4 protein-coding genes are annotated in these 14351 nt (G+C 74.2%); 3 read left to right on the top strand and 1 reads right to left on the bottom strand.

The window, feature by feature from the left end:
* The first annotated feature begins 3 nt into the window (after window positions 1–3).
* Window positions 4–11001, top strand: a complete 10998-nt coding sequence (locus AC07A4_RS22035) for a non-ribosomal peptide synthetase (protein ID WP_478601242.1) — start codon at window positions 4–6, stop codon at window positions 10999–11001.
* Window positions 10988–12691, top strand: a complete 1704-nt coding sequence (locus AC07A4_RS22030) for an ABC transporter ATP-binding protein (protein ID WP_478601240.1) — start codon at window positions 10988–10990, stop codon at window positions 12689–12691. Before AC07A4_RS22035 ends, AC07A4_RS22030 begins: the two co-directional genes overlap by 14 nt.
* Window positions 12692–12741: 50 nt before the next feature.
* On the opposite strand, the gene AC07A4_RS22025 is transcribed toward AC07A4_RS22030, so the two are convergent.
* Window positions 12742–13860 (bottom strand): alpha/beta hydrolase-fold protein, encoded by a 1119-nt coding sequence (locus tag AC07A4_RS22025; protein WP_478601238.1) that lies wholly within the window; start codon window positions 13858–13860, stop codon window positions 12742–12744.
* A 136-nt stretch (window positions 13861–13996) separates the two neighbouring features.
* On the opposite strand from AC07A4_RS22025, the gene AC07A4_RS22020 reads away from it, so the two are divergent.
* Window positions 13997–14209, top strand: a complete 213-nt coding sequence (locus AC07A4_RS22020) for an MbtH family protein (protein WP_478601236.1) — start codon at window positions 13997–13999, stop codon at window positions 14207–14209.
* The last annotated feature ends 142 nt before the right edge of the window (window positions 14210–14351 follow it).

The raw sequence follows: 14351 nt of genomic DNA, 5'->3' as shown, positions 1-14351 counted from the left end.
TCGATGGCTTCGGCGCGGGAGCCGGGCGCTCGTCTCGTCCAGCTCTCTCCCGCTCGCCTGGCCGAGGTGCGGCGGCGCGCGGGTGAGTACTCCGACAGGACCCTCACCGAAGCGTGCGCCATCGGCCTGTCGTTCTGGGCCGATGGCCAGGGCCCCGAGGGCATCGACCTGACCCCCGCCACCCTGTTCGCCGACGTCCTCGGCTGGGTGGACAGCGGTGGCGCCGGGCCCGCAGGCTGGGAGGTCGGCGCCGACGGGCGGAGCATCGCGGTGCCCGACGGCGTCCCGCTCGACGACGCCAGGACCGCCCTCGACGACCTGGCCGACTTCCCCGACCGCCCGCTCGGCACCATCGGCCCCGCCGGCGTGGCCGACCGGCTCGCGACCCTGGCCGAGTGGAACGACACGGACGCCGACCGGGTCCGCCCGACCCTGGTCGAGATGTTCCTGGAGCAGGCCCGCAGCAGGCCCGACGCCATCGCCATCGTCGACGAGCGCCGCTCGCTGACGTACCGTCAGGCAGCCGAGCTCTCCGGCCAGCTGGCCCACCACCTCAGCGCGGGTGGCCTCGCCCCCGAGCAGGTCGTCGGCGTCTCGCTCGGCCGCTCCGCGGAGATGGTCATCGGCCTGCTCGGCGTGTTGCGGGCGGGCGGCGCCTTCGTGCCGCTCGACCCGCGGTGGCCCGCCGCGCGCAGGGCCGTCGTCATCGCCGACGCCCACGTCGTGGCGCAGCTCAACGACTCCGGCGAGCACGCCACGGGCGAACCGGAGGCCGTCGCCGTCGACCTGGACGACTGGGCTTACGGCGACCACCCCGTCGAAGGACCCGACCTCACCACGCCCGGCACCGCCCTGGCGTACGTGATCTTCACATCCGGCTCGACCGGGCGGCCCAAGGGCGCCATGATCCGGCACGAGGCGATCAGCGAGCGCCTGCTGTGGCAGGTGGGCGAGATCCTGGGCTTCGGCCACGACGACGCCTCCCTGTTCAAGGCGCCGCTGTCCTTCGACATCTCCATCAACGAGATCTTCCTGCCGCTGGTGAGCGGCGGCAGGCTCGTGGTCCTTCGGCCCGGCGGCGAACGCGACCCGCACCACCTGCTCAGCGTGATCGCCGAGCAGCGCGTCACCTTCACCTATCTGGTGTCGTCCATGCTGGACGTGCTCCTGGAGATCGCGGGCGACTCCGGACGCCTGGACAGCCTGCGGCACGTGTGGTGCGGCGGCGAGGTGCTCACACCCGAGCTGTACGAACGGTTCCGCACCCGGCTCGACATCCCCATGTACCACGGCTACGGCCCCGCCGAGACGACCATCGGCGTCTCGCACGTCATCTACCGCGGGGAGGCCGAACGCCTGTCGACGTCGATCGGCAAGGCCAACCCCAACACGCAGCTGTACGTCCTCGACGACGAGCTGCGCCCGGTGCCGGTCGGCGTCGGCGGCGAGCTGTACGTCGGCGGGTTCCTCCTCGGGCGCGGCTATGTGGGCGCCCCGGGCCTGACCGCGTCGCGCTTCGTGGCGAATCCTTTCGCCGCCGACGGCTCCCGGCTCTACCGCACCGGCGACCTCGCGCGCTTCGCCCCTGACGGATCCCTTGACTTCCTCGGCCGCGCCGACAACCAGATCAAGATCCGCGGCATGCGCCTGGAGATCGAGGACGTCGAGGCCTCCCTCGCGGAGCACCCGCGCGTGCGGCACACCTGTGTCGTCGCCAAGAAGAACGCCGCGGGCGGCACCTACCTCGTCGGCTATGTGATCCCGGCCGCCGGAAGCGAGGACCTGGAGGCCGACGACGTCAGGGCGTGGGCGACGGAGCACATGGTCGAGTACATGGTGCCCGCCCACGTCGTCGTCCTCGCGGAGTTCCCGCTCACCGCGAACGGCAAGCTCGACCGCGCCGCGCTGCCGGAGCCCGTGGTCGCGACGGGCTCCTCCGCCCCGCCCGCCACCGAGAACGAGCGCGCGGTGTGCGCGGCCGTCGCGACCCTCCTCCAGCTGGACGAGGTCGGCGTCGACCAGGACTTCTTCCAGCTCGGCGGCGACAGCATCCTCGCCATCTCCCTGCTGAGCGCGCTGCGCGACGCGGGCCTCTATGTGACGGCCCGGCAGATCTTCACCCACAGCGTCCTCGGGGCGCTCGCGGCGGTCGCGAGCCGCGAGGACGTCGCCGCCGTCGACCACGCCGACACCGCGACCGGTCCCGTCGCGGGCTCGCCCATCGTGCGCTGGCTCGGCGAGACCACCGACGCGATCGACGGCTTCGTGCAGTCGGTCGTCCTCAACACCCCGGCGGACCTGACCCCCGACGCCCTCGACGAGGTCCTGGCCGCCGTGGTCGAACGGCACGCGATGCTGCGCGCACGCCTGGTGCGCGGCGACCGCTGGAGCTTCGACATCCCGGAGGCCGGGGAGACCGCCGGGCTCTGGCAGGAGAGCGCGGGGCCGCTGGAGGAGTGCGTCGCGCTCGCCACCGGGGCCCTTGACCCGGCGGGCGGCGCGATGCTCCGTGCCGTGTGGCGGCGCGCCGCGCGCCAGCTCGTCGTGGTCGTCCACCACGTGGTGATCGACGGCGTCTCCTGGCGGGTCCTGATGGAGGACCTGGCCACGGCCTGGCGGCAGTTCACCGCGGGCGAGCCGGTCGAGCCGCCCCCCGCGGGCACCTCGTTCCGGCGCTGGACGCAGCTCCTGGAGCGGGCCGACTTCGACGCCGACCGCGCCCACTACGAGCGGCCCCTGCCGGGCCCGGACCAGTTGGTGGGCAGGCGCGCCCTCGCCGCCACCGACACCGTCGCCCGGGAGCGCACGCGCACCGTCAGCGTCGGCCCCGAGGTCACGGCCGCCCTGCTCGGCGACGTGCCCGCGAAGTTCCACGCGGGCGTCAACGACGTCCTGCTCACCGCCCTTTCCGTCGCCCTCGCCCGGTGGCGCCGCGACCTCGGCCAGGACCAGACGTTCGCGCACGTCGAACTCGAAGGACACGGCCGCGAGGGCCAGTTCGTGGCGGGCGCCGCCGGATTCGAGCCGGACCTGTCGCGGACCGTCGGCTGGTTCACCACCCTGTTCCCGGTGACCGTCGACCCCGGCGGCGCGGCCGACCTCACCGCCCCCGCCTACCTCGCCGCCGCGCTCAAGGCCGTCAAGGAGGACCTGGCCCGGGTCCCGAGCAACGGCGTCTCCTACGGCGCCCTGCGCTACCTCGCTGACGCCGACTTCGACGCGCCCGCCCCGCAGGTGCTCTTCAACTACCTGGGCCGCTTCGACGCGGGCGCCTCCGGTGACTGGCAGCTGGCCGGTGCCACCGGCCAGCTGGGCGAGAAGCGCGACCCCGCCATGGTCCTGCCCCGCGCCCTGGAGTTCAACGCGATCGCCGAACCCGCGGCGAGCGGCGCGTACGAACTGGTCACCACCGTCTCCTGGCCCGAGGGGATGTTCACCGACGAGGACATCACCACCCTCGGCGGCTACTTCCAGGCCGCCCTCGCCGGGCTCGCCGCGCTCGACGAGGGCGGGCACACCCCCAGCGACTTCCCGCTGGCGGTGCTCACCCAGGCCGACGTCGACGCGCTCGACGGTCCTGAGCTGCGCGACGTCCTGCCGCTCACCCCGCTCCAAGAGGGCCTGTACTTCCACTCGGTCTTCGACGACGACTCGGCGGGCGCCTACGTCGAGCAGCAGCTCCTCACCCTGGAGACGACAGACGGCGAGGTCGACGCCGGCCGGCTCGCGGCGGCGGCCACCCGGCTGCTCGCGCTGTACCCGAACCTGGCCGCGCGGTTCGTGGCCCTCGCCGACGGCCGCGTCGTCTCCGTCCTGGAGAGCGGCGCCCAGGCGCCCTTCACCACCCTGGAGCGGCCCGGCATCACCGACGAGGAGCTCCGCGACCTCGCCGAGCGGGACCGCCGCGCCGGATTCGACCTGGCCACCGGACCGCTGATGCGGTACACGCTGATCCGCACGGGCGCCGGTCGCGCCGTTCTCGTGCAGACCGTGCACCACATCATCGCCGACGGCTGGTCGGTGCCGCCGATGCTGCGCGCGCTGCTCGCCGAGTACCACGCGCCGGGCACGGTGTACCCGCTCGGCGGCTTCCCCGACTACGTGCGCTGGCTCGCCGGACAGGACGACGACGAGAGCGACCGCGTGTGGGGCGAGGAACTCGCCGCGCTGCCGGGCCCCTCACTGGTCGCCGAGGGGCACACCCCGTCCGACCAGTTCGCCGACGTCGCCCTCACCCTCTGTGAGGACGGCGCGGACGGCGCGGAGGGCGTCGACCTCGACGCGGCCGTCCGCGCCGCCGGTGTGCCCCTGAGCGTCGCCGTGCACAGCGCCTGGGCGCTCACCCTTGGCGGCGTCCTGCGCGGCGAGGACGTGGTGTTCGGCTCCACCGTGTCCGGCCGCGACGCGGACGTGCCCGGCATCGGCGACATGGTGGGCCTGTTCATCAACACCATTCCCGTACGGGCCCGCTGGACCGGCGCCACCACCTCCCGCGAGCTGCTCGCCTCGGTGCGCGAGCACCAGAGCGCGGTCCTTCCGCACCAGCACGTCTCGCTGGCGCGCATCGGCCGCCAGGCGGGCTCCGGCTCCCTCTTCGACACCCTCGTCGTCTTCGACGTCGCCACCGACGTGGCCGCGCTGCGCAGGACCGACGACTCCCTCGTCATCGCCGACATCGTCAACGAGGGCGCCCCGCACTACCCCCTGACCCTGGTCGTGGAGCGCGCCCTCGACGGCCGCCCCCGCTTCAACCTGATCTACGACGGCGCGCTCCTGCGCGAGTCCGGCGCCGAGGCCATCCTGCGCACGTTCACCGGCGTCCTCACCGGCCTGCTGACCCGCCCGGACGCCCCCGTCGCCGACCTCGCCCCCGCGGACTCCCGCCGCCCCGAGCCGCTCGCGCCCACCACCCTGGCCGCGCTGTTCGACGCCGCCGCCGACCGCGACCCGGCCGCCACCGCCGTCACCCAGTGCGGCCTCGACGGCGCCACCAGGTCGCTGACGTACGGCGAACTCGCCACGGCCAAGGACGCGCTGGCCCGCGCGCTGCGCGCCGCCGGTGTCGGCCCGGGCGGGCGCGTCGCCGTCGCCGTGCCGCGCTCCGCCGAACAGGTCGTCGCCCTGGTCGCCGTCGTCACCGCGGGCGGCGCCTACGTACCGCTCGACCTCGCCTACCCGGACGAGCGCCTGGAGTACGTCCTCGCCGACGCCGCCCCCCAGGTCGTGCTCGTGGACCCCGAGCAGCGCGATCGCTTCACCCGCATCCTGGAGCGGGCGGGCGTCTCGGCCCGCGTGCTGGTGCGGGGCGAGCAGACCCCCGAGGACGCCGATGTGCTGGCGGCGCGGGACGACGCGGCCGCGCCGCGGGCCGGTTGGCACGACCCCGCGTACGTGATCTACACCTCCGGCTCCACCGGCCGCCCCAAGGGCGTCGTCGTCCCGCACTCCAGCGTGGTGACGCTGCTGGCCAACACCAAGGCCGACATGGGCTTCGGGCCCGACGACGTGTGGGTGCAGTTCCACTCGTACTCCTTCGACTTCGCGGTCTGGGAGCTGTGGGGCGCCCTGGCGCACGGCGCCGAGCTGCTCCTTCCGGACTACGCGCTCACCCGGTCCCCGGTCGACTTCCACCGTCTGGTGCGCGAGCGCGGGGTGACCGTCCTCAACCAGACGCCGTCGGCGTTCTACCAGTTCATCGAGGCCGACCGGCACGCCGACCGGCACGCCGAGCGGCCCGCCACGGCCCTGCGCCGGATCATCTTCGGCGGCGAGGCGCTCGACCTCGGGCGGCTGCGCGGCTGGGTCGAGCGGCACGGCACCACCGCGCCCGAGCTGGTCAACATGTACGGCATCACCGAGACGACCGTCCACGTCACCCACCGGGTGCTCACCGACGACGACTTCGGCCCCGGCGACGACGTCAGCCCGATCGGCGGCCCCATCCCCGGCCTCGTGACCCATGTGCTCGACGACCGGCTGCGGCCGGTGCCGCCGGGCCGCGTCGGCGCCATCTACGTCGCCGGAGACCAGGTGTCGCTCGGCTACCTCGGGCGGCCGGGCCTCACGGCGGGCCGGTTCGTGGCGGACCCCTTCAAGGGCGACGGCTCCCGCATGTACCACACGGGCGACCTCGCCCGGCGCACCCTCGACGGGGAGCTGGAGTTCGCGGGCCGCGCCGACGACCAGGTGCAGCTCAAGGGCTTCCGCATCGAACTCGGCGAAGTGGAGTCGGCCGTCAGGGCCCTCGACGGCGTCGTCGACGCGGCCGTCACCGTCGCCGACAGCGGCGACCACCTCGTCGCGCACGTCGTGGGCCGGGCCCCCGGCGACCTCGCCGCCCAGCTCGCCGCGAAGCTGCCGGTGCACATGGTGCCCGGCCGGGTGCTGCCCGTCGACGCCCTGCCGCTGACGGTCAACGGGAAGCTGGACCGCGCCGCGCTGACGGCACGGGCCGCGCGCGACGACTCCCCGGCGGCCGCCGGGGACGCGCCCGCCCCCGCCGCCCTCGCCGCCCTCGTGGGGGTGTTCGCCGACACCCTGCCGGACACCGACGTCGACGGCGACACCGACTTCTTCCGGGCCGGGGGCGACAGCATCGTCGCCATCACCCTCATCAACCGGGCCAGGGCGCTCGGCCTGCGGATCGCACCCCGCGACGTGTTCCTGCACCGGACGCCGCGCGCGCTCGCCGCACACCTCGGCGAGCAGACCCCGACGCCGGTGCCCGCCGGGCCCGCCGACCGCGAGGACGGCCCGCTGCCGCCGACGCCGATCATGCTGCGCCAGCGTCAACTCGGCGGCTCCCTCGACCGGTTCGCCCAGGCGCGCACCCTGGTGGCACCCGAGGGCACCGGCTTCGCCGACGCCGAGCGCGCCGCGCGTGCCGTCGTGGCCGCGCACCCGGCCCTGCGCCTGCGGCTGCGCGTCGAGCACGGCGCCTGGGCGCCGCGCACCGAACCCGACCGCGAGGTCACCGTCGTCAAGGCGGACACCGCCGACGCGACGGCGGCGGCCAACGAGGCGGCGGGACGGCTCGACCCCGAGGCGGGGGACGTCATCGCGTTCTCCTGGCTGGAGGCGAGCCGGACCCTCGTCGTCACCGTGCACCACCTCGCCGTCGACGCCGTGTCCTGGCTGATCCTGCTCGACGACCTGGCCGCCGCCCTGCGCGGGCAGCCCCTCGCGCCGCCGACCACCTCCTACGCGGAGTACGCCGAGGCGCTGACGCTGCGGTCCGCCGAGGCGATCGACGACCTCGGGACCTGGGTCGACACGCTCCAGGCGCCCGCGCTGCTGCCCGCCGCCGCCGCGCTGCGCGAGAGGACCGTCGTGCTGCCGCCCGACGTGAGCGACCGCGTGACGCGCACCGCCCCCGCCGCGCTCGGCGTGGGACTCACGGAGCTGCTGTGCGGCGCGCTGCGCGCCGCCCTCACCCGGATCCAGGACGCGCCCAGCGACCTCGCGGTCGACCTCGAGCGGCACGGCCGCGTCCCCGCACGCGACCACCACGACTACACCCGTACGGTCGGCTGGTTCACCGCGATCGCCCCCGTGCGCCTGACCGCGCACACCGACCCTGTCGCGGCGGCGCGCGAGGTCGCCGCCCGCCAGCCCGACGAGCGCGCCCACGTCGGCTACGGCCAGCTCCGGTACCTCAACCCGCAGACGGCCCCGCTGCTCACCGCGCGCCCCCAGGTCCTGTTCAACTACCTGGGCCGGGGCAGCGAGTCCCAGGCCGTGCACCTCACCGGCGGCGACCAGGGCAGCCCCTACGCCGTCGAGGCCAACGCCTGGATCGACGCGGCCACCGGCAGCCTGCACACCGCCTTCACCCTCGCCGACGGCGTCCCCGACGCGCTCACCGGGCACTGGCTCGACGCGCTGCGGCAGCTCGCCGACGCCTCCGCGAGCGCCGAGCGCACGGCGCCGGTCACCCCGCTCCAGCGCGGCCTGTACTTCCAGGCCCAGCTCGCGGGCACGGCCGGGCACTACGTCGCGCAGAGCTACTTCACCTTCGACCGGCGCCTGGACACCGACGCGCTCGCCGGGGCGATGTCCTATGTGATGTGGCGGCACCCGGTCGTCGGCGCGGGCTTCGCCACCGACGACGACGGCAACCCCGTCCAGGTCCTCAAGGCGGCCAGCCGCCGCGTCGACGTCCACACGGTCGACCTGGCGACGGACGCGGAGGTCGAGGACCTGCGCGCCCGGGACCGCGACACGGGCTTCGACCCGGCCGCGGCGCCGCTGATCCGCCTGACGGTGGTGCGAAGGCCCGACGGCGGCGACGGACTGCTCCTGAGCTACCACCTGCTCCTGTGGGACGGCTGGTCCCGCGAGATCGTGCTGCGGGACCTGTTCGACGCCTACGCGGCCCTCCGCGCGGGCGAGTCCCTCGACCCGGCCCCCGCCCTGCCGAGCTTCGAGGACTACGCCAGGGCGCTCGACGCCAAGGACCCCGCCGTCTCCGAGCGCTTCTGGGCGGAGCACCTGGCGGGCCTGCCGGGCCCCACGCTCCTCGCGGGATCCGCGCCGACCCTCACGGACGACCTGCCGCGCGCCCTCGTGCACACCCTGACCGCCGCGCAGTCGGACCTGCTGCGGGACGCGGCCAAGGCCCACGGCGTCACTCTGAACTCCCTCCTCACCGGCGCGTTCGGCCTGCTGCTCGGCGCCCGCACGGGCCGCGGCGACGCCGTGTTCGGTGTGACCGTCTCCGGCCGCGACGGCGAGGGCCTGTCCGACGTCGTCGGCGTGCTGCTCAACACGGTGCCGATGTGGACGCGGGCCCGCCCCGACGACACCGTGCGGGACTACCTGGAGGCTGTGCAGACGGCCAGGGTCGACGCGATGGAGCACGAGCACCTCGGGCTCGGCGAGATCCAGCGCGCCAGCGGCCACGACACCCTGTTCGACAACCTGTTCGTGCTCCAGAACTTCCTGGACATGGACGCGTTCGCCGAGATGAACGCCCGGCACGGCATCACGTCGGTGACCGCCGACGACTCCACCCACTACCCGTTCACCTGGGTCGTCACGCCCGGCGAGCGGCTCACCGTCAAGCTGGAGCACCGCGACGGCGACAGCGAGGGCGCCCGGCGCCTCCTCGACGACTATGTGCGCGTCCTCGAGGACGTCGCCTCCTCGACCGGGCCCCTCGGCGCGCTCCCGGGCCTTGGCCAGCGGCCCGTCCCCGCCCCGCGCACGGACGTCGGCACGGACACCGTCGTCGACCGGTTCGACCTGGCGGCGGACCGCGACCCCGACCGGGTGGCGCTCGTCGCCCACGGCGCGACCATGACGTTCGCCGAACTCAGGGACCGCAGCCGCGCGGTGGCGGGCGTCCTCGCCGGGCGCGGCATCGGCCCCGAGCGGACCGTGGGCCTCGCGATCCCGCGGTCCCTCGACTCGATCGTGGCGCTGTTCGCGGTGCTGCGCGTCGGCGCCGCGTACGTCCCGCTGGAGCTCGACCACCCCGACGAGCGGATCGCGGCGATCGCCGCGGACGCCCGCCCTGAGGTGATCCTCACCGTGGGGTCCGTGGCGTCCCGGCTGACCGGCGACCTCATCGAGCTCGACCGGCCGCTGCCCGACGCCGAGCCGTACGTGACGTTCGACCCGCACGACCCGGACCGCCTGCGCCACCCCGCGTACACGATCTACACCTCCGGATCGACCGGAAAGCCCAAGGGCGTCGTCACCGAGTACGCCGGACTCACCAACATGCTGGTCAACCACCAGCGCCGGATCTTCGAGCCGGTCCTCGCCGACCACGGCCACCGGGTCTTCCGCATCGCCCACACCGTGTCGTTCGCCTTCGACATGTCGTGGGAGGAGCTGTTGTGGCTCGCGGACGGCCACGAGGTGCACATCTGCGACGAGGAGCTGCGCCGCGACGCGCCCGGCCTGGTCGCGTACTGCCTGGAGCACGGCATCGACGTCATCAACGTCACGCCGACCTACGCCCAGCAGCTCGCGGCCGAGGGCCTGCTCGACCACCCCGGACGGCGCCCGGCGCTCGTGCTGCTCGGCGGCGAGGCCGTCACGCCGACGCTGTGGCGGCGGCTCGCCGAGACCGAGGGGACGGTCGGCTACAACCTGTACGGACCCACCGAGTACACCATCAACACGCTCGGCGTCGGCACCTTCGAGTGCCAGGACCCGGTGGTGGGCGTCGCGATCGACAACACCGACGTGTACGTCCTCGACCCGTGGCTGCGGCCGCTGCCCGACGGCGTGCCCGGCGAGCTGTACGTGGCGGGCGTCGGCATCGCCCGCGGCTACCTCGGACAGCCCGCGCAGAGCGCCCACCGGTTCGTGGCCTGCCCGTTCTCGGCGAGCGGCGAGCGCATGTACCGCACCGGGGACCTGGTGGTCCGGCGGCCCGACGGCAACCTGATGTACCTGGGCCGCACCGACCAACAGGTCAAGATCCGCGGCCACCGGGTCGAACTCGGCGAGGTCGAGGCCGCGTTCGCGGCGCACCCCGCGGTGCGCTTCGTCGCGGCGGTCGCCCAGCCCGACCCGCAGGTCGACGGGGCGTACCGGCTCGCCGCCTATCTGGTCCTCGATGGCCCTGGTGGCCCCGACGGCGCGGACCTCGCGGCCGTCGCCGCCGACGTCGGCGCCGCGCTCCCGGACTTCCTGCGCCCCACGCACTACGCGCGGGTCGACAGCATCCCGCTCACCGTGAACGGGAAGGCTGATACGAAGGCGCTGCCGGAGGCCAAGCCGCTCGGCGCGCTGACCACGGCGGGGGAGCGGGGACCCGAGACCGAGACCGAGACCGTGGTGTGCGAGTACTTCGCCGAGGCCCTGGACCTGGACGACGACGAGGTGAGCGCCGTGAGTGACTTCGTGTCCCTCGGAGGACACTCCATGCTGGCCGTACGCCTGATCGGCCTGCTCCGCCGCGAGTACGGCCCCGTGGTCACCATCCGTGACCTGTTCACCCTGCGAACCCCGGAAGCGATTGCCCGCCACCTCGATGACAACTCCTGACACGCAGCGGCCCCGACCGGGGTCCGACATCCTGAAGGCCGCACTGCGGCGCAACGTCGGCGCGATGGCCTGGGGCACCCTCCTCATGGGCCTGTACCAGGCGGGGGAGACGGCCTTCCCCATCGCGCTCGGCCTGATCGTCGAGCACACGCTGCGGGACGAGCGCAGCCTCGGCTCGCTCGCCGTGTCGATCGGCGCGCTCGCCGTGATCATCACGACGGTGTCCCTGTCGTGGCGGTTCGGGATGCGCATCCTGCAGAAGGCCAACACGACCGAGGCACACCACTGGCGGGTGAAGGTCGCGGCCTGCGGGCTGCAGCCGGTGGCCAGGGACGTCGACCTCAAGTCCGGCGAGGTCCTGACCATCGCCACCGAGGACGCCGACCAGACCGCCGACATCGTCGAGGTCGTGCCGATGCTCATCAGCTCGCTGGTCGCGGTGGTCGTCGCCGCGGTCGCGCTCGGCCTCGCCGACTTCCGGCTCGGCCTGCTCGTGATGGTGGGCACCGTCGCGATCCTGTCGGTCCTGAGCGTGATGTCACGGCGGATCGGCTCCAGCACCCGTGAGCAGCAGGCCCGGGTGGCGCGGGCGGGCGCGAAGGTCGCCGACCTGATCACCGGCCTGCGCCCGCTGCACGGCTTCGGCGGCAACCACGCCGCGTTCGGGTCCTACCGCAAGGTCAGCACGGAGGCCAAGCACCAGGCGATCACCGTCGCCAGGGTGAACGGCGTCTACGCGGGCACGGCCCTCGCGCTCAACGCGGTCCTCGCCGCCGCGGTGAGCCTGACGGCGGGCTGGCTGGCCTTCGACGGCCAGATCAACATCGGTGAGCTCGTCATGGCCGTGGGCCTCGCGCAGTTCATCATGGAGCCGCTCAAGCTGTTCTCGGAGATGCCCAAGTACGTGATGGTCGCGCGCGCCTCGGCCGAGCGGATGGCGCTGGTGCTCTCGGCGCCGCCGGTGACGACGCCGGGCCCCGAGCGCCCGGCGGCGGGCGGCGACCTGGAGGTCGACGGCGTCCGGCATGCCAGCCTGCACAAGCTGAACTTCCGCGTCGGCGCGGGCGAGTTCGTGGCGATCGCCGTCTACCAGCCGCGCATGGCGGCCGACCTCGCCTCGCTCCTCGCCGTGAACGTCCCGCCGCAGGCGTACGAGGGCGTGGTGCGGGTCAGCGGGCGGGAGCTCGCGGAGCTCTCCGTGGAGTCGGTGCGCGAGCACATGCTGGTGAACCCCTACGACGGGGAGATCTTCGCGGGCACGCTGCGCTCCAACATCGACCCCTCGGGCACCAGCGGCTCGGTCCCCGAGGCCGTCGAGGCGTCCCTGCTGACCGATGTCGTCGCCCTGCACCGCGAGGGACTCGACTACGGCGTCCGCGACCGGGGAGCGAACCTCTCCGGCGGCCAGCGCCAGCGCCTGTCCCTCGCCCGCGCGCTCGCCGCCGACACCGAGGTCCTCGTGCTGCACGACCCGACGACCGCCGTCGACGCGGTCACCGAACAGCTCATCGCGCGCAACGTCGCGAAGCTGCGCCGGGGCCGCACCACCGTCGTGATCACCAGCAGCCCGGCCCTGCTCGACGCCGCCGACCGGGTCCTCGTCCTTGATGAGGGCGTCGTCGTCGCCGAGGACACGCACCGCAACCTGCTGGCCTCCGACGAGGCCTACTGCCGGGCCGTGGCCCGGTAACGCCGCCGCCCTGCCCCGCCGTGGGGCGGGGCGGGGGTTCGGGGCGAGGCTCAGGCCAGGGCCCAGGCGACGTCCCTGATGAGCGCGTGCCGCCAGCCCGCGCGGTCGTGGCCGGACGCCGAGCGCGCGACGCGCACGGTCGCTCCGGCCCGCTCGGTCAGTTCCTCGGTGAGTTCGCAGTGGGGCAGCATGCGCGTCTCGTGCTCGCCCACGTCGTAGGCGATCCGCAGCCCCGACAGGTCCGCGCCCTGGCGCAGGCGCGCGGCGATGGCGCCGCCGACCGGGCCGCCCAGCGGGTCCGCCTGGCCCAGGGCCTCGGGCGTCCACCAGAACGACGCCGACTGCGCGGCGACGCGGGACACCAGGCCGGGGAACTCCAGGGCCGCGTACACGGCGCTCAGACCGCCGAGGCTCTGCCCGGCGACCACGAGCCGGTCGAGGTCGGCGTGCGTGCCGGACTCGGCCACCAGCGGCAGGAGTTCGTCCCTGACCGCCTCCCACAGCTCGGGCCGGCAGCCGAACTCCGCCTCGCGGTCCTTGGCGGGCAGGAAGACGAGGGTGACCGGGGGCATCGCCCCGTCGGCCACGGCCGCGTCGAACGCCGTCGTCGCCGGGTGCAGATGCAGCCAGTCGTCCCCGTCGAGCAGCAGGACCACGGGGCCGCCGCCGCCCGCCGGGTGGACGCGCACGGTGCGCCGCCCGCCGAGCCGTTCGCTGGCCCAGCGCAGGCGGGTGCGCGGCAGGGGCAGCACGTCATCGGGGCCGACCACGGGCCAGTACGGCTGCGCCGGGGCGTCCGGGGTCGCGGCGATGGACCGGTCGGGGCCCGCGCCCGCGGGGTTGAACGGGTCGGCGTACGCGCCGTCGGCCGCGAGGAACTGATACGTCACGCGCAGCCGCGCGGGCGTGCGCACCGTGGCGTACCAGCAGTCGGAGTCGCGCCAGCGCCGCAGCGGCACGGGCTTGGACCAGCTCTCGAAGCCGAGGCGCGCCTCGGACCCGCGCCACAGGAACAGCGTCTGCCAGCCGCCGCCGTCGGCGGGGACCGACACCGGTGCTCCGGCCGCCGCCCAGAACGCGTCGGTGCCGGGCACTCCCGGCAGCCCGAACTCGGCGAAGGCGTGCTGCGTGTCGGCGTCGGCCGTGCGGCCGGGGGCGGGATCGGTCATGACCGGCTGACGTCTCCTTGTGAGAGGGAAGGGGAGAAAGCTAAGCTCATCTTAATTAGGTGAGCCTAACCTCATCGAGGCGCTCCCTGCCATCCCTGATCCACTGGCTGACAGCGCCCCTCAGGAGGACCCCATCATGAGCTCCAACCCCTTCGACGACGCGGAAGGACGCTTCCTGGTCCTGGTGAACGACGAGGGCCAGCACTCGCTCTGGCCGTCCTTCGCCGAGGTGCCCGGCGGCTGGACCGTCGCCTTCGAGGAGAACACCCGCGACGCGTGCCTGGAGTTCGTCGAGACCCACTGGACCGATCTGCGTCCCCGCTCCCTCGTGGCGTCCCTGGACGCCTGACCGTCCGGCGGCGCGCCCTTGAGGCGCGCCGCTGTCGCCCCGGGGCCATACCCAAAAGGGCGGGGGGAACCTCACCCCCCCCCCCCCCCCTTCCCCCCTCCTCCCCTCCCCCTTCTTTCCCCTCCCCCCCCCCCCCCTGTGG

Source organism: Streptomyces sp. NPDC043996, from assembly GCF_056435225.1.
Note: the sequence above shows the minus strand (reverse complement) of the source record. Positions and strands in the feature narration are given on the sequence as shown.